The sequence below is a fragment of the Bacillus sp. CPT56D-587-MTF genome (assembly GCF_058792335.1).
The window spans coordinates 673,952-692,316 of record NZ_JBYTEF010000001.1 but is presented as its reverse complement, the minus strand read 5'-3'; the positions used below and the strand labels follow the sequence as shown (position 1 = coordinate 692,316).

Here is an 18,365-nt window from a genome sequence, read left to right as displayed (position 1 = left end):
TAAGCAACGTTTGCCAAATTGGTGACGTTGCTTTTTTGTTCATCAAAGGAGCCGTTATAATGAAAAACCGTATTGATGTTATAGCACGTGAAGAGTCATTTCGTAACTTATCACCATTTATAGAATTAGAAGAACTAAACAAAACTGTACGTGCATACAGAGACACTATCCGTATGTCTATTAAGCGTACAGATGTAAAATCTAAACTCATTACATTACTTGAAATTTTAAAGCGCTATAGCTGCAAATATGTAGGTGTTAGTTTCCTGTGCAAAAACAGAATAGCTGAAAAAATGGAAGTTTCATATAAAACTGTACAACGTTTAATGAAGAAACTTGTGAATCTAGAGATGATTAAACAGGTGGCAATGAAACGTAAAAAAGATATGCTTCAAACTTCTAACGCTATTATTATTCAACCTATTGTGGAAGAAGTGGCCAACAAGACACAAGGTGAACGTCCTACAAAGTGTCCTGCCATTAAAACAAAACCTGTTTCCTTAAAACAAAATATAAAAAATATAAACAAACGTAATAGTAATGAGAATAGCAATATTTCAGAAGAAAACATTAAAGACGCTAATTTCGTAGCACATTGGGTGCCAGAACGTTTTATTTCTTTAGTCAACTCTTTTTACAGTGAATCTAAAACAATTCAAGAACTGTGGAAGGTCGTAAGACAGTGTAATAAAGTTACAAACTTCTCTACAGGTGATAAAGCATTTACTAAAGACCAGGAACTTACTATTGGCTTAAAAGCTATTAAAGAGTTTGTTATGAAAATTAAATCTGGAGTAAAAATGAAGAAGGGTAAATTCGCTTATTTCAATGGAATTGTAAATAACTTAATGGATAAGTTTTATTTTGATCATACTTTCATGACAATTTAACATTAAATCTAACTCCGTATAACCAGATATTGTAACCTTCTAATGCGAACAAGCATACATTGCACTATCTACAAAAAAGGAAGTGATTACAATTAAAAGACTTATTGCCATAACACTATCACTGGGGTTATCAATTTTTTCATTTGGCTCTTCTCTACATGTTCAAGCTGCTACTAAGTCATCTGTCAAAGATTCCATCATGCATTCACTTGAGCGAAATACTAATTTTAAACAAAACGAAGTTCTTGTAAAGTTCAAAGATTTTAATAACCTCGAAAACTTAAAACAACTACAAAATCATTTTTCATTTGAGGTGCAAAATACTTTTCCGCTAACTCAAATACAATTAATCAAATTTCATACAGACATTAACATGAAAGAACTTATACAAACACTAAATAAATCACCTAATATTGAATATGCTGAACCTAATTATATCGTATCTCCTGCAGCCAGTTCTAATGATGGTTATTATAACTCTTTGTGGGGATTAAAAAATATTGGTCAAAATATCCAAGGTAGTGTGGGGTCACCTAATATCGACATTAATGTAGAAGAGGCTTGGACTAAAACAGAAGGATCCTCAAATATAACTATCGGTATTATCGACACAGGGATTGATATTAATCACCCTGATTTAAAAAATAACATTTGGAAAAATCCAGATGAGATACCTGGTGATGGCATTGATAATGACAATAATGGTTATATTGATGATATCTACGGCTGGGATTTTGTAAATAACAATAATAGTGTATATGACGGAACAGGAGATTCCCATGGTACACATGTCGCTGGGACAATCGCAGCTGTAAAAAATAATACCATTGGTGTTGCGGGTGTCGCACCACAAGTCAAAGTAATGTCACTGAAATTTTTAGGTACCAATGGTGGGACTATTTCAAATGCTATTAAAGCCATTGAATATGCTAAAAATAAGGGTGTTAAAATCACCAATAACTCCTGGGGAGGTGGCGGATTTAGTCAAACCCTCTACGATGCCATTCAACAATCCAACTCACTCTTCATTGCAGCTTCAGGAAATAATGGAACCAACGCAGATCAAACACCTATGTACCCTGCCGCATACAGCCTTTCCAACATTCTCTCTGTCGCTTCCATTACCAACAAAGGCTCTTTATCTTCTTTTTCAAATTACGGAAAAACTTCCGTAGATGTGACAGCACCAGGCACTGATATCTTAAGCACACTTCCAAATAACTCCTATGGATTTTATTCTGGAACTTCCATGGCAACTCCTCATGTGTCTGGTGTAGCAGCATTGATTCAATCTGCCTACCCTTCCTATAGCCCTACCGAAATTAAAAACAAAATAATGAATAATACCTCGCCTCTTTCAACATTAACGAATAAAGTCTTAACAGGCGGTTTAATTAATGCTGGAAAAGCTCTTCAAACATACCAACCTATCTCTTATGAATCCGAGCCTAATAATGATATTGCCAGTGCAAACTCTCTACCTTTCAATAGGTCTCTTAATGGTTCTTTAAATCAAAATGATGCACAGGACATATTTAAAATAGATGTTCCTTCAAAAATGGATCTTTCAATTTCTGTACAAAACAAAAACAACATTGGATTAAGTTGGATTCTTGTTCATGCTTCTTCTCCCTCCGTATATGTATCCTATCCATCTACTAGTAATAACAATATCCTTGCAAGTACCTACACCGCTGAAAAAGGAACGTATTATCTCATTATTTATAATTATGATTCTCGACCTGGACAATATGAAACTCTAATCAAATAAACTTTTCTAAATTATGACAAAAACATCAAAAAATATAGATGAAACTGACTTCTGGATGTAATCAGAGAAACGCTTACAATTTCCTCCTTAAATTGGTATATTTACTTAATTTACAGGGCGATTGTATAAAGGTTGTTGAATCTATATGTTAGAGACTTCCATTTATTGAACAAAATGATTAATCCTATATTAAAGACATTATCTAAAATATCTTAAAAAATACCATGTTGGAAATGTATACCCTACCAGAAGAGGTTTTTACAAAAAATTATTTTTACCTTTAAAAAAATACAAAATGCCCATTTTGCATTTTAATACGCATGGTATAATTGCTTAGAAGATGTTGTTTATCCTATATGTGTACGCAATATGTATTAGATGACAACAAAACTTCCTACCAGCTCTAGCTAAGGAACACACACTCGAAAGGGTGTTGTTCCAAATTGGACCTTTAGCTCAGTTGGTTAGAGTAGGCGGCTCATAACCGTCCGGTCGTAGGTTCAAGTCCTACAAGGTCCATCTAATAAAAAGCACCTATCACATTCAAATCTGTACTAGGTGCTTTTTCTATCCCTACTTGCCAAAAAGCCTCCAGAATTGAGGCACAAAAAAACATCCCAGTTCACCCACCTTAGATTGCTTTCTGGCATATTACACCGTTTCACTACATAGACTCATATTACATGAGGAAACATCAACATTTCTTCATCCCGAAGAGCATCCTCCACTCAATCCGAGATGCTCTTTTCTGTATATTCCTCTATACCTCCATGCTATTCAGACATTCATCTTTTTTAATGCTTATTTTCCTCACTAATTTTTGTTATTTTTCCTACCGCTTCGCTATTTGAACGGAAATACTATATACTTCTTTTCTGAAAATCGATATACTCCAATGTATAAGCATCTATATCGGAGGGACTAGGTTGTTATATAAATTATGCTTGATCACATTACTATTCATACTAGGATTCACTTTGATTGTCGTTAGCTACTTTATACGCTCTTCCTTACTATTCGGGCTAGGTCTAGGAATTATCTTTAGTGTGCTCATCATGTGGTTGCCTGATATCCTTCTGTGGATGATTAAAGGAGGGTTCCCTCAAGAAGACATTCTTTTAGAAAAAAGCAAGGTGTTTACTATCCTTGCTTTTTCTTTTCCTACTGTCCCACGTACACAAACGCTTCATTTGAATGTTTTTCCTTTATGGTTATTTAAACCGAAATATAAGCATAAATTTACGCTAATTTTTATTTTTAATAAATTATCACACCAAAGATTTGGTCACATATACTAAAAGTGATTCAGCATCGCTTCACATAGATGGTTCTATCACACAACAGTGTACTCCTGTCAAGAATCCGCTGTTTTTTTATTTTTCATGTTCATATTACTTCCACGTGTTACATATAATACCATGGCAAATCAATTTAGATATATATTTCTTTGTAATGTAAAAAAGAGCATTCCTCACACTCGCCAGGGGAATGTTCTTTTTAGTTTACTTCACATACACATAAGCTTCACTTGTTACTTCTTATTTTGCATATAATCCAACATGATAACAAATAAGAATTATAAGGAATATTGAACTTGTAAGGAGTGTTTTTTTTAAGAATTTTTCTCTGTTAAATATTGCGAATATCGCAGTACAACATAATGTTACACCCATAATTCCTAATAAAATATGTGAATTAAATTTGAGGTCAACTCCTGATACATATAATTGAAAAGAACATATTGCTATAAGCAAACAAATTAATGCCATTATACCAAATATTTTATTCATATACTCACCCCTGAAAAATTAATTACTATAAAAATAGCTGAGCTTTAAGAATCACTGATATAGGTTGATTGATATCCCAACATGCATTCAAATATACAGTCTATCACATTCTTGCAAATAAAATATACCATAAAAAGTCTTTTACTAAAGGACTTTTTATGAGGTTTTCTTCTAAAATTTCTATGATAAAATCTCAATTGTCAGTTACCTATATATGGCAACACAAAAAATAACAATTAAATACGAGGGGAATTTTAAATGAATACAACAAACAGAAAAATAGCTAGTTCAGCTATGGCTTTAGGCTTATTAACAACTTCACTTCCAACATTATCATTGGCAGAAGAAAAGAATTCTATATCTTCTAACAAGCCTACCCAACTCATTCAAACTCAGCAACCTAACTTAAAAGTTTTAAAGGATGACACGAATGAAAAAATAGTAGAAGCAAGTGATAATCGTATAGTTTCTACTTCTACATATGATAAAAAAAATAAAACATTAAATATCGTAACTAAAAATTTAGCTGATAATACTATATCTACTAAAACTGTTAATTTACAACATGCTAATTCCCTTTTAAATATTAGAAAAAAACGTGAAAGTTGGGGCATTGAAGTTTTAGATCACGCTTCTTCTTTAGATGGTAAGTTTGAATATACTTATTACAATAAAAACGTATGGTTACTTCGAGTTCCTGGAGAAAATGCTAAAAATCCTGTTGAAAATAGTGATAATAAAGCTGATTTAAATGGTTTTAGAAATTCAGTAAATAATTTGATGACTCATGAAATTGCTTTTCTTTCTAAAGTTTCAGGAGATGTAGCTATAGCTTGTATAGCTTTATTATCGACTCCAACTCCTTGGACAGTAGTTTCTGGAGCAGCAGCTACTATAGGACTTGCAGCATGGGCAGTTCCAGATTTATATAAAGTATTTCAAGAAGCTGATAATTGTAGATACCACTTTAATAGAATATAAAGCAGCTTATTTGTTTAATTACAAGGAAAAAAAGTAAACATAGTTCGAAAAGAAGGTCCTCCCTATCCATGAGTAGACCTTCTTTTCATTTATTTAGCATATACATGGGCTTCACATTTGCTGTTACATAATATGTTTTACCTTTCCAATTTCACATATCTACCTGAAACCGACTGATCGGTACCAACGTTATACCATCCATCTTGATATCCCCACGATTGATACTGTTCTCCTTGGTACACATTTTTTACAATGCCATAATTAGTTCCTGGACCTTTACGAACACGTAATACATCTGCTGTAACAGTAACTATTCCTACACCATTATTGACTGATTGCGAACTTATTGATGTGCTCTCTCCAGTATAACGAATGTAAGATGAATCATTATAAATCCACTGATCCCCACCAAGATTTAACCATCCATTTGATTGTCCCCATACTTCGTAGGACTCACCTTTACCTAATTGACGAATAATCCCGTATCCAGTGCCTGGGCCTTTACGAAGGTTAATGCCATTGCCCTCAATATACGCAATACCTGTCCCGTTAGTTGATGACGTTGAAATAAGCGTAGGATTTTCTTTGCCTTCTCCATTGTATGCATTTTGGACTCTTTCAATAAAGTTATTCCAACGTCCTTCTGCCAACATACGATGAGGACAGTACTTCCCACTCCACGATTGATGTGTACGGACTTTATTAATTGGAACATTGTACTGTTTCATTAGTTGAGCTACAACGATAGCTGCATTGTGTTCCGCTTTATAATATCTATCTCCACCGCTTAAAGAGTAGCAAATTTCAACCCCAATAGATTTACGATTACCATTCCCGTTACCGTCGCCAGTATGCCAGGCGTTACGCTCTAAAGGAATTCCTTGTACAGCCTCCTTATCATCTACCGCGATATGAAACGATACTTGATTATCATTGCGAATCATATAAGAGACTTCATTTTCTGCTGTAGCGTCGTTGTACGTATTGTGGACTGTAATGAATTCTGGATTCATTGTATACGGACACTTTGTACCATATTTACTTGAGTCAACTAATTTTTTTCTAATTTCCATTATTGGACATCTCCCTTTTTCTCTTCTTGTTTTTGTTTTCCCCCCAAAACTTCAACTGCATTTGTTAATGCTGAAGGTAAGGGGATTCCCATACGACCAGCGTTTTCTAAAAGTGAAAGTAACTCATTACCCATGAAGAAGAAAATAGTCGCTTCACGAATTGCACTGTTACTTCCCAGTGCTGAATCTAGTTGAGCGGCCGCTCCGACCAAAAGAAAAAGCACCACCTTTTTGGCGATGCCTTTGAAACCAACTTTACTTTTTAATTCTCCGTTATATCCTGCTGCAATCATGCCAGTTAAATAATCAATAACTGCCATCGTCAATAAGATTTTCAATGTTGCATCCCATCCTCCCAAAAAATACCCACAGAAGCCACCAAAAGTGGCAATAAAAGTTTTTAATAATACATCAATACGACCCATCTTTTCCTCTCCTTTTTTAGATAATAAAAATAGACCAACTTATGGCTGCTCTGGTTTCTCGTCTATTAATTTTCGAACTAAATCTTTTAATGTGGATACTTCATTTATAAGCATTGAAACTTGCTCTTTTAATTGTTTATTTTCTTCCTTTACTTCTTTCAATTCAATATGCATCTTTTGAGTGGCTGCGATATGAATTGCCAAAGTTCCATATATATTAACAGCCTTACCATCTTCTGATTTGAATATTTCATCGGTCTCTTCTGCTATAAAACCATAATTCGCTACAATATCTTTTGTTGTGAACGGCTCTTCTCCTTCTTCTTTTCCTTCTCTCATCTTATACAACTTTTCTGCTTCCGTTTTTAAGTTGTAACTCCTTGGTTGCAAAGCCATAATTTTTTCTACAGGATCAAACGGCAAATCCCTAATATTAGCTTTAATATTCTTAGTTGATTTATTGTAAAAGTTCCCATTAACAGTTAGACTTCGGCATTCCAAATCCCTAAATTCAGTACCGTTATAATTCTTAACTTGAAGAGAATTTTGATATCCCGAAACATGAGATGCTCTCACTCGTATATATGCTAGTCTTATATCAGCATTAGCATTATCATCATCAATTAAGACACTATTCTGATCAGATGGTTTATTTCTATTTCTAAAATAAAACTTACCTGCATTATTATCGTAAAAATGTTCCTCATTAGAAGCTAGCCAAATTTGAGAATGAGCCATAACATTAAAACTTTTTGTTGCTTCCATGTTAATATTAGTACCGCCATTATCCCATGTAGTTTCCAACCTCATTGTTCTCTTAGCTCTTAATAACAGAAAATCATCGCTTCTTACGTTAATTAATCCCTTAGAATCTATGAGAACATGTCCACCCGCACTCAACTCTAACCTACCACCACTATCTCTAAAGAACCCTACAGTAGCATTTGTTTTAAACATATTATTACTAATTTCATTAACCATACCAATTGTTCCCCAAGCATTTGCAAAATCTGTTTTATTCGGCGTCACTTGTGTAATTGCTATAGAACCTACAGTATCTGTTGAATCTTTCCCCAAAAATAAAGAAGGCTGAACCCCACCATCATTACGCGTATAAAATCCCCAATAACTTCTTACAAGTCCATCCTCTTTTAATCGAACATTAGATTTCATTATCTCTACCCATCTAGGGTCATTCGATTGCCGGGAAGTCCTAATATTCATCCCTTCCAAAACATCCCCTTTAAGATGTTCGGCTGTAACGTATCCTACAAGGTTGATTTTATTAGCCTGGACTTGAATTTGTTCTGCAGTTTGATTGATAGATGAGATAATATTGCCCTTTTTGACTGTAGAATTAATTTCATTACTCATTACAGATAACTGAGAAGTATGCGAATCCACTAAAGCCTTACTTCCAAATTGACCGTTTGCTTCTGTTTTCGTATAAACATCATTTTTCTCAGCCTTTAAGTCAATACGATTAGATTGCTGATTGATAGTTGTTTCCATTTTAGAAACTTTACTATCAAAATCAGAAGTAGCCACTTTCTTTCCGATTTCGCCTACAAGTTGGTCATAGTTAGCATAGTCTTTCGGATTCTCCATGAAACTAGAAGGTGTAATACCTTGTTGTAGTTGCGGTTGCGATACCCACAGTCTACCGTTTTTTCTAATAACTACCATGAAACGTATCATAGTAACACCTGATGCAGGAGCCGGCATAGTTACATTAATAAATTTCCATGATCCATTAGTCAGTAACGGTACAAGTTGTACAACTTTATTCGTAACCCAAGTAGAACCATTGTAAAATTCAATCATTACAAATGCTGTATTATCTATGGTAGCAACTGCATCTGTGTAGAACCATGCAGATAACACATAATCACCGGAGTTAGGAGATACAGGTAATGATTGATAGAACGCTGCATTTCTGTCTACTGTCTGCCCGGACGATTCTAATTTAACGGAATTCATACCGTCATGGTTTCTCGCTGTTTCTGGTACAGCTGTAAAGTTACTGCCGTTTGGACCGAAACTCCATTTAGAAATACTCGGTTTTCTACTCGTTACAACTCCTGTAGTAGAGTTTATTACTCGGTCTTCAAATGCAGCATTAAATAGTAAGTTCGTACTTCCTACTCTACCCACATACTCTTGCATTTGAGTATCTGTTACTTTGGATTTGATTTGATTATTCAACTGTGTGATATCACTCGTGTTTTGTTGAATAATTTCCCCTTGTTTGCCCTGTGTTTGCGATAGAGTTGTAATGGTTTGTGCATTAGAATCTGTTGCTTGTTTAACTTGATTCAAGGTAGTTTGCATTGTACCTTGATCTTTTTGAACAGTTGATACAGTAGTTTTCACACCATCCACACTTTTTTCAATTTCGGTTGTTTTCTTGGTGAATTCATCGGTTGTTACTTGATCTTCTGCCGCTGGTCTATATTCAGTTGCTTTATTTCCAATTTCAATTTGCCATTCTTTAAGTTCAACCATACCTTTTACATTTCGAATTAAACTATTTAGATAACCAGTTTTAACTGCTTTATTTTTTATTGTAACAACAGCAGAATAACGAACCCAACCTTGAGAGATAGCAACTTTGTCTTCTATACGAATAGGTAGCCAAACTTGCTCATTATCTTCATATGTCACTGATAATTCCATACCCATCCAAGGGCTAGGTGTTCCCTTCGAAAAAGCTTGCGTTCTAGCCGTAATAGAAAGAGCAACTTCTTGACCTCTAATCATTTCGAAAGTATCAGGAGCAAATTTAAAAGATTTTAAATCAGTATTTGAAATGGTCGTTCCAGTGTCAGATTTAAGTGTGCCACTTGTACTTAACAGAAGGTTACGTCCACTAAATTTCATATCATCAAACTTTTTCTCCACACTACTCAACTTCTCGGTGACTTTTCCTGCTTCTTCTTTAATTTCAGTTGTTGTTTTCTTAAGCTCACTTGTTGTTCGTTGTACATCAGAAATCGTCTGTTTCGTACCTTCCACAGTCGATTCAACCGTATTTAATTTATTACTAATTTCAGTATCTTTTTTAGTTAACGATTCAATAGAAGTTTTAAATCCATCTGCGGTTTGCTCTGATTTCGTCAGACGTTCTGTAAGCTTTCCTTGTTCGCTGTGTATGCTAGAAACAGAGGTATTAATCCCTTTAATAGTCGTCTCAATTTCTACTGTCTTTTTAGTAAAATCAGTTGTCGTAACTTGGTCTTCGGGAGCAGGCGACCACCCCATTGGAACGTTACCTTTGTATAAAGCGACCCAATTTGTTGTAACTTTACCTAAACGGTTTCCACCAGTAGGCGATAAATAACTTGCAACCGTATATTTCCCAGTCCACGTAGGGGTGAACAATGTGTATCCTGTGGAATCAGTTAATGTTTTTATCGTAAAGTTTTTACTGACATACTTCCAAGTAGGTTCATAGATGTAAATAACTAGGTATTTCCCATCATCTAGTGTTTGTTGGTCTACTCGACCATTTCCCATTAAGATATATGTTTCACCTGCAACTAAATCAATAGTTGTAATTCTTAATCCGAAACCGTAATCACTTGATGTTTGTTTGATTGCGCTGTTTGGAACTAGGTTACGTATACTGATTTCCGTATTTTCAACAGCGGTTTCTAGTTCGCTTAACTTTTGTTTTGTGCCACTTGCTGTTGTTTCAATTTCATTTGTTTTGTTTTGTAGTTTAGTTAAATCGTCGTTTGTTTTCGTTAGCTCTGACTTCTCCGCTTTCTGTCTAAGAGCTTCATTCGTTTGATCCATAGATGTATTAATATCTTGGAACTTTTTAACGTTACCATTCTTATCAGTTTCATAGATTTGTTTACCAATAAATCCATTGTTAATTTCCTCTTTTGTAAACACTCCAGATTTATCAGCTTTATCTTTTAACTGTGTATTAATCCATGTTTGATCCACTTTTCCATTAACTTGCTTTTGAACATCCACTATTTGTCCAGCTATTTCTTGCGCTTTACCTTCCACACTTTGAACCTTTTGATTCAATTCTGTTTTAGCTGTTTCAATATCTTCCTTAACCTCTTTAATACTTTGCTTTAATGGTCCTGTATCTGGAGTAACCCTTTGCCATTGACCACCTTTCCAAAGTTTCTGCACCTTATTTTCAGGATCAGAACTATCTATCCACAAAGTTTTTCCATCACGTAAATTCTCAGTAGGAGCCGTTGGTTGTTCGATAATATCAACCATGTTTTGCTCCATATATTTCTGTGTTGTTTCTGCCAAATCTTTTGCTGTTTGACTTTCTTTTTGAGCTTGATCAGCTTTATCTTTAGCATCAATGATGTCTTTGTTTTGTTCTTTTACTTTATTATTTAATTGGTCAAATAACTCCTGTGGAACCTTGTCATACAATGAACTTAGTATCTTTTGATACAATCTTCGCAACTCATCATTTTGATCAACGATTTCACGATAATCACCAAACACATAGTTATCTTGTGTAGGATCTTTAAAAGATTCATCACCAGCAATAGCTCGCGCTTCAAGATATAACTTAGGTGTAAACCCTTCATCTATAATTCGGATTGTATCTCCTTCATTGATTTCTTCATGTGATAAACCAGGTACTCTTGCTATATTTTGTGCATCGACTCCGTAAGAAACAGAAGCATTCACAATCTTACTCATTTCCGTTTTCATTAGAATCAAAAGTCTCTCTGGAAACATATTTTGGTCGTCTGTTTGGGGAGTATAGAAAGCGAATTTGTGTTTTCCGTTCTCATTCCAACGCTGGTAAGCTGCATCATCCACAAGATAAGGAATACCCTTATTTATGGATGAGATTGTAATAAATTCTCCATTTTCTTTTTTTACAAAACCTAATAAGGCTGTACAAATGTTTTGAGAGTTCTCAATACGCTTAATTCCTATTAAATCTTTACCAAAGGTTACTTCTTTTCTTGTATCTCGTCCTCGTCTCTTAACCATATCCACGTAACGACCAACAATTTTAGAACCAACAACTTCAGCACGATATTGAATTTCTAATTCAAATGAAGCGGCAATTTTCTTAAGTAAATCCAATGGATCGGTAAATTCTTCAATTACCATTGAATGTGCTCCGTCATGTTCCGCTTTACCTATTTTCCACTTCATCCCTTTAAGGGCTATTTCCATACATTGTTTCAATGTTTTACTTTCTATTTTTTGTGGCTCAATAATTCCTGCTTTAGCAAGCTGAATCCATTCACCAGATGCATAAACCATTAATGATCTATCTTTAGAATCCTTTTCCGTTTCTGTAATGACGTAAGGAACGATTCTACCACCGCGTACTTCTTTTAGTACTAAATTTTGTTGTACAAGTGTTGCTGCATGATCTGTATTTTCAAATACCCTAAACTCTAGAGTATCGATATTATTTTTGATTTCCCAATGTCGTTTGTCATCCCAATAGTCTTTAGGTTGTACAGCTGAGACGATTTGATTTGTTTTAAAATCAACAACATGTAAGTCTCCACTTGGTGCACTCATCTAAATCGCTCCCTATACGTCAATTTTGCTATTCCTACATTTGCTGGACGTATTATAACTTCATTTTTCCCACGCTTTATAACAGGAAATGAACTGAATATATCTTTTAGTGCAATCGCATTTGTTCCATTGATTGTTACTAATGATCTTTCTGTGTCTATTTGAATTTTATCTCCTATATCAAAAATATAAGGTGTTACATCTTTATCAAAATGATTAATCTTGTAAAACTTAACATCTTCAATAAATGCGACTTCCATCGCATCATTATTTCCGTATTTAGTAACTGCTACAGCAATTTTTTTGGGCTTCATACTTGTGTATTTAGATGTATTGCTTATGTCTATCCAATAATCTAATTCAGTATCGTTATCAATCTCTGTATTCGTTCTATATTTAGATGCTTTAGCAAACCACTTGTTTCCCTCACGCTTCATTGACAAATGACCTCTAAAGTCATTGAACGATCCTTCACGAATACCACCTGTAGATTCGATAATTCTATAGTTATCTTTATTGACTTCGGATTCCATCCAACCTACACCAACTCTAGCGTTAATATTTTGCATAGTATTGTAGTAATCTGTTAAATCCAGCATAGTCATAACTTCATCATTGTCTCCTAGAAGGAATACAGCTACAGAACCCATCTGACCAACTCTATTAGAACGTAGTGTGAATTGACAATCCAAAATAAAATCAGTAGCATCTTGAGGGATTGCTCTAGTCATTACAGGTCCATGCCATGCGGTACCATTACCATAATCTTCAGCATAGAATGCGTAACCTTGCCATACTTTAAAACTACCTGCGGGCTGAATATAACCGATTTTTTGAGTATACGGTGTCCATTTAGTTAAGTCAGTCATTTCATCCCATAAAATACGTTCCTCTCTAGATACCACAACCGTCTGTACTGAAACTGGATAACCTAGCCTAAAGTATTCGTCACCATTCCATACATCAAGAAAAGGACTCTTTGCCCCTACAGTTATATCAATAATTGGATTAGACTCTACAGATCCTTTGTTAATAAAGTTAGACTTTAAATCACTGTTCTCAATAGCAAGAGTTTTACTTTGTACAGGACCTAATTTGTATGGCATTGGACAAATGAACTTAAGTGTACCTATTCCAAGTGTTACAAACTCATCTGGATCAAAACTTTCATCCACAACTGCTAAATATGTTCTATTGGGTTCTACATCAAAAATAAGCTCTACTGGTTGATCTGTTATTAACCAACTTGCAATTTCTTCTTTTAACATTTCCAAATCCGAATTATCAGGAACTATGATCCCTACAGGAATTGATAAAACACGCATTTCTGTTTGTGTATTTAATAATCTTGCCCCTGGATATCCTGGAGTACTTAGGAAATTCCGTTTCAATGGTGCCCAAGTTGGTCTTTTCCAACCTTTTGCAATTTGGATATAATTTTTACGTTCATTGTTAAATTTGAAAGAGCTCATTTTGACACCTCATTTCTTTATAAAATAAAAGAAACCCAAACCTAAAAGTCTGAGTTTCTTTTTGCTTCTCTATCTTGATACTCGGTTGTATATCGATAAGTACCCCGTGCAACTTCTCTTCCTTCTAAAATTACAGGCACTTCAATTGCTAGTCCACCACCTGGGACTGCAAATTCACCATTTACACCTTGACCTTGGTATAATCCGTTGGCTTGTAGTCCTATATTGCCAACATTAACTGTTGGTACTGCTGCTTCACTCATTGCTTGAGATGCACGGTTTATTATTCCAATTGAATTTTCCATACCAATCGCAAGACCAGCTCCAATATGCTTACCAACTTGGTCTCTCATTAATCTTGATGGACTGTGAATGTCAAAGAATCCAGTAAAACCATCTAGAATACTACTCCCAATAGATTTTACTTTATCTATAACCTTTCCAGCCATGCTGCCAAGACCATCAATTAAACCACTTATAATATTTTTACCAATTTTAAAGAGGTCAATTTTCCTTAATGTATCTACGATTTTAGGTACAATGTCTGTTACTATTGTAGATCCTAGTTGTCCAACCATACTTACGATACCTTTTATTAATGCCCAAATTAATTGAACACCAGCTTCAAGTATTTTAGGTAAATTCTTAATTAATTCTCCTGCCAAAGTGACAATAAGCTTTAGTGCTGCTGCTATTAATTGTGGTAACACTTGTACAATACCCACAATTAACATAAGTAAAATTTTGATACCAGCTTCAAGTATCTTTGGCAAGTTAGCGATTAATGTGGATGCTATTTTAACAATTAAATCTAAGGCTGCATTGATAAGTTGCGGTAAAACTTTTACAACCCCATCGATAATAGCCATTAGAATTTTTATACCGGATTCAATTATTTTAGGTAAATTTGCTAGTAATGTATCTGCTATTTTCGTTATAAGGTTTATTGCTAAATCTATTAATTGCGGTAGCATTTTAATGATTCCATCTATTAAGCTAATTAAAACCTTAACACCAGCTTCAATAATCTTTGGTAGATTTGATGTAATTGCTTCAATCAAAGTTGTAATGACAGTAATAATTGCTAAAGCGATCATAGGTAAAGCTTGTGTAATACCTGTGATTAACGAAACTAATAAATTTATTCCTATTTCAATTAACTGAGGTAAAAATGACATGATCCCATTAATAATGGTCTCAATAATCGTTACAGCTATTGGAATTAATTGTGGAATCATCTGCATAATCCCATTAATTAAAGTCATGATCAATTGAAGCCCTGTCTCTATAAGCGTAGGTAATACCTGTACAATTCCGGAAATTAAGGTTTGAATAATTTGGATTCCCGTTTGAACAATCATAGGAAGATAAGTAGCAATTATTTGCGAAATTGTATTAATGATTCCAACAATGGCTTCAAGGATTATTGGAGCCGCTACAACCAAGCCATTCACAAGACTTGAAATCATTTGAGATCCAGCTTCAAGAAATTGTGGTAGTGCTGTCGTTACAAAATTAGCTATATTGGTAAAAATATTTGTTATGGTTTCAAGAATAATTCCGGAGTTTGCATTCAAATACTCTGCTATAGCTGGCAAATAACGAGATACCGAGATGAGAACACCAGGAAGCCCACCAATAATCGCCCCTGCTATAGAAGGACCAATTGTCTTAAAAATCTCTCCTAATTGGCTAAAATCTCCTGAAAATACTGCTTTTATAGCATCAAAAAGATGTAGACACGCTTCACGTATTTTAACAACAGCTAAGCCAATTTTCTCCGCTGCGGCTTGAAAACTCTCAGGTAGATAACCTACCCATTGATTCATATGATCCCCTTCAGCCGCTGTGGTAAATAGATACTTACCTAAAGCGATAAGAATCCCAATAAAGTTCTGTATACCAGTAATCACACCAGATAGACTATTATTGAAACCGTCATTTGCCTGCCATAAATGTTTCATCCACACGACTACTCCTGCTATAGCTGCGGTGGCGGCTATAAATCCTCCTACCACTAATGCAACTGGACCAGCAACAGCCCCAATACTTACACCTACTATTCCAGCTATACTGGATAAGGTGACAAATACCGGGGCTAGAGCCATGCAAGATCCAATTAATATTCCTAATGCAACAGCAATCGTTGTTAATGCTGCGGCTAATGCTGGATGCGCTGAAACCCAACTTGCAAAAGCTCCAATAATGTTAGCTACTACACCCAAAAGTGGTTCGAGTGCCATTTTTAAATCACCCATTGCCTTTTGGAACTTTATCGCTGGGCTTGCATCCATTTTTTTGATAGTTTCATTTAAGTTCTTTTGGTTCTTATCAAAATCTATAACTTTCTCAGAAGCACCAATTAATGTATTAGTGATATTCTGACCTTGATCTTCGTACATTGTCATTTTGTTATCGTAAAGGCTTTTTATCCTCTACTTCTTACAGTTCATTTCCTGTAAGATCGGCATACGTTTTCACTTATAAAGTGTCGCGGTCTCTTGGAAGGATTATATCTTTTCACCTTCTATGCTCTGCCCCTGACTATACTTCGTATAGCCTTCGGTTCAAATTAGGATTCGCACCCTCTTTGCTTCATACCGCGATTTTATTTCGGCACAATTTATCATCTACCGAAAATTTGAGCACCTATTAAATTTTTCTGCGTTGCATCTTCAACACCATCTAGAGCCTTTGCAATTTCCGTCATGGCTTGAGAACCGCCCCTACCGCCTTCAGCAACTGCTTTACCCCACTTTTGCATTTGCTCAGTAGAAATTTTTGTTCCTTTAAGTAAATCTTGAAGCGCCTTTGGAACTTCGTTTCCGAATTCAGCCGCTCTAATTCGTCCTTCTTTCAATCCGTCTAAGAGATTATCGATCATTTATATTCAGCGTGATTCGCAACGTCACGCCCGTTCTCTTATGAACTGCTATACGTCACCGTATAGATTAGACTATATCTTCAACTACTTGAGTTGCTCCCCGTTTCGAGTGTCATTTGCTTACACCCTACGTCTTTCGACTAGTCGTTGCACGTTCCTTAATTAAAAGGCTTCGCTCAGTATTGTCTCATTTGAGAGTTTCACTGAATTAAAGGAGTTTTTCAGTGTATGTCGCCATACAAGGGAACTATAATCTAATTCCATGTTCCTATTTCAACGCCAGCTTCCATAATCGCTTGAACTTCCCTTGCGTTGTATCCAGCTCGTGTCAGCTGTCCGCCATATTCAGCGATAATATCTAATTGTTCAGAAGGAAATCCCATTTTTAACAAGGCATTTGTTAAAGCTAAAGCACTATCATTTGTTATCCCTAATTCGTTACCAATTTCATTAGTTTCTTGAATTAATTCGGTAAAATCAATACCAGCATATGAAGTTGCGATTGCTGATGCACCCTTTACAACAGCTGCATTCGCTTCATCACTTACAGTCTTATTCAAAGCCCACTGTCTACGTGTTCCTTCAAGAGCTTCTTCCACATCTACACCATAGGCTTCAACACCACGAACAGCTTGTTCAACTGATTTCTTAGATGATGCTGGGACTTCAAAAGTTACATCAATTTTCGTTTTTAATTTCGAAGTATCAAGCGCTTTTTCAATTACACCTGAAATACCACCAGCCGCCATCGCTCCACCTAACATATTTTCTAAACCGATATCTAACTCTTTGAAGCTTTTACCTGCTCTTTCAGCTTCTCGTGAAAGGTCCCTTAAATCATTTCGAACTTGTTGTATTGAATTACCATCATCAACAGAACGAAGCGCACGTTGTAACTTTTCAATATCAGCTTCTGCTCCCAATGCCTCACGACCAATAAGACCAATCGCTTGATCTAACTGTCTACTGGTAGCCGTACCACTTTTAATTGCATTCACAAGACGATTTCCTAACGCTCCTGCAAAATCATCAACACTTTTACCTGTAGCTCTAAATAATGTTTCTAATTGCCTTGTTGAACTTGCTACGCTGTCTTGTTCAGCCTTCATATTTCCAAGCTTATTTTTCAGACCATTAAGTGACCCTTCTGTAAATTCAATTTCACGCCTAAACGCACGATATTGTTCCTCAGAAATCTTTCCATTTTGAAACTGAGCTTGCACTTGTTGTTCTGCTGCTTTCAATTTATCTAGCTTTTGGGTTGTATTTTCAATTGCTTGTGTAAGTAATTGTTGCTTTTGAGCCAACGCTTCGACATTACCAGGGTTGAATTTTAAAAGACGCTCAACATCTTTTAATTCTTTGGTTAAATCATTACTTCGTTTATTTACATCTTTTAAAGCATTTTGTAACGGCTCTGTATTCCCGCCAATTTCTATCGTAATTCCTTTAATTTTTCCTGCCATTTTCTCACCTCTCATCCATCACCTCATTATAAATCCTATAAAAAAAAGCACCTCAATAATAAAAGCGCTCTCTTCTAGTAC

Annotated in this window: 9 protein-coding genes, 1 tRNA gene and 1 pseudogene; 4 read left to right on the top strand and 7 right to left on the bottom strand. The window is 35.2% G+C overall.

What is annotated here, in order from left to right:
- Nucleotides 1-59: 59 nt before the first annotated feature.
- The 4 genes from AC3WVZ_RS03655 to AC3WVZ_RS03640 all read left to right on the top strand — a co-directional run bounded on the left by AC3WVZ_RS03655 (nt 60) and on the right by AC3WVZ_RS03640 (nt 5,432).
- Complete coding sequence (locus tag AC3WVZ_RS03655) at nt 60-890, top strand: helix-turn-helix domain-containing protein (protein WP_425594302.1); 831 nt, start codon at nt 60-62, stop codon at nt 888-890.
- Between the two features lie 82 nt (nt 891-972).
- Nucleotides 973-2,661, top strand: coding sequence for a S8 family peptidase (locus AC3WVZ_RS03650; protein ID WP_233936039.1), 1,689 nt, complete (start codon nt 973-975; stop codon nt 2,659-2,661).
- Nucleotides 2,662-3,106: 445 nt separating this feature from the next.
- Nucleotides 3,107-3,180 (top strand) — tRNA-Ile (locus AC3WVZ_RS03645).
- 1,529 nt (nt 3,181-4,709) lie between these two features.
- A complete protein-coding gene (locus AC3WVZ_RS03640; RefSeq protein ID WP_233936038.1) occupies nt 4,710-5,432 on the top strand; it encodes a geobacillin-26 family protein in 723 nt (240 codons plus the stop codon).
- 137 nt (nt 5,433-5,569) lie between these two features.
- On the opposite strand, the gene AC3WVZ_RS03635 is transcribed toward AC3WVZ_RS03640, so the two are convergent.
- From AC3WVZ_RS03635 to AC3WVZ_RS03605, 7 genes and pseudogenes are all read right to left on the bottom strand, one after another.
- Nucleotides 5,570-6,505 carry an N-acetylmuramoyl-L-alanine amidase gene (locus tag AC3WVZ_RS03635; protein WP_233936037.1) on the bottom strand — a complete coding sequence of 312 codons (936 nt, stop codon included), beginning with the start codon at nt 6,503-6,505 and terminating at the stop codon, nt 5,570-5,572.
- Entirely contained in the window at nt 6,505-6,930 is a 426-nt protein-coding gene (locus AC3WVZ_RS03630; protein ID WP_069355143.1) for a phage holin family protein, read from the bottom strand. Before AC3WVZ_RS03630 ends, AC3WVZ_RS03635 begins: the two co-directional genes overlap by 1 nt.
- Nucleotides 6,931-6,969: 39 nt before the next feature.
- The gene (locus AC3WVZ_RS03625) at nt 6,970-12,462 is read right to left on the bottom strand and encodes a phage tail spike protein (protein WP_233936036.1); all 5,493 of its coding nucleotides are present in this window, start codon (nt 12,460-12,462) and stop codon (nt 6,970-6,972) included.
- On the bottom strand, nt 12,459-13,934 hold the full coding sequence (locus AC3WVZ_RS03620; protein ID WP_233936035.1) for a distal tail protein Dit: 1,476 nt from the start codon (nt 13,932-13,934) through the stop codon (nt 12,459-12,461). The genes AC3WVZ_RS03625 and AC3WVZ_RS03620 overlap by 4 nt, the downstream gene beginning before the upstream one ends.
- Before the next feature lie 41 nt (nt 13,935-13,975).
- Nucleotides 13,976-16,342 (bottom strand): phage tail family protein, encoded by a 2,367-nt coding sequence (locus AC3WVZ_RS03615; protein ID WP_233936034.1) that lies wholly within the window; start codon nt 16,340-16,342, stop codon nt 13,976-13,978.
- Nucleotides 16,343-16,560: 218 nt separating this feature from the next.
- Complete coding sequence (locus tag AC3WVZ_RS03610; protein ID WP_113733255.1) at nt 16,561-16,818, bottom strand: hypothetical protein; 258 nt, start codon at nt 16,816-16,818, stop codon at nt 16,561-16,563.
- A gap of 257 nt (nt 16,819-17,075) precedes the next feature.
- A pseudogene (locus tag AC3WVZ_RS03605) lies at nt 17,076-18,284 on the bottom strand (hypothetical protein); the annotation flags it as partial.
- Nucleotides 18,285-18,365 lie beyond the last annotated feature (81 nt).

What these genes read in the sequence shown, in the direction of transcription:
- AC3WVZ_RS03655 (WP_425594302.1), top strand. Translation starts at nt 60, where the DNA reads ATGAAAAACCGTATTGATGTTATAGCACGTGAAGAGTCATTTCGTAAC.
- AC3WVZ_RS03640 (WP_233936038.1), top strand. Translation starts at nt 4,710, where the DNA reads ATGAATACAACAAACAGAAAAATAGCTAGTTCAGCTATGGCTTTAGGC.
- AC3WVZ_RS03635 (WP_233936037.1), bottom strand. Translation starts at nt 6,505, where the DNA reads ATGGAAATTAGAAAAAAATTAGTTGACTCAAGTAAATATGGTACAAAG.
- AC3WVZ_RS03630 (WP_069355143.1), bottom strand. Translation starts at nt 6,930, where the DNA reads ATGGGTCGTATTGATGTATTATTAAAAACTTTTATTGCCACTTTTGGT.
- AC3WVZ_RS03625 (WP_233936036.1), bottom strand. Translation starts at nt 12,462, where the DNA reads ATGAGTGCACCAAGTGGAGACTTACATGTTGTTGATTTTAAAACAAAT.
- AC3WVZ_RS03620 (WP_233936035.1), bottom strand. Translation starts at nt 13,934, where the DNA reads ATGAGCTCTTTCAAATTTAACAATGAACGTAAAAATTATATCCAAATT.
- AC3WVZ_RS03615 (WP_233936034.1), bottom strand. Translation starts at nt 16,342, where the DNA reads ATGACAATGTACGAAGATCAAGGTCAGAATATCACTAATACATTAATT.
- AC3WVZ_RS03610 (WP_113733255.1), bottom strand. Translation starts at nt 16,818, where the DNA reads ATGATCGATAATCTCTTAGACGGATTGAAAGAAGGACGAATTAGAGCG.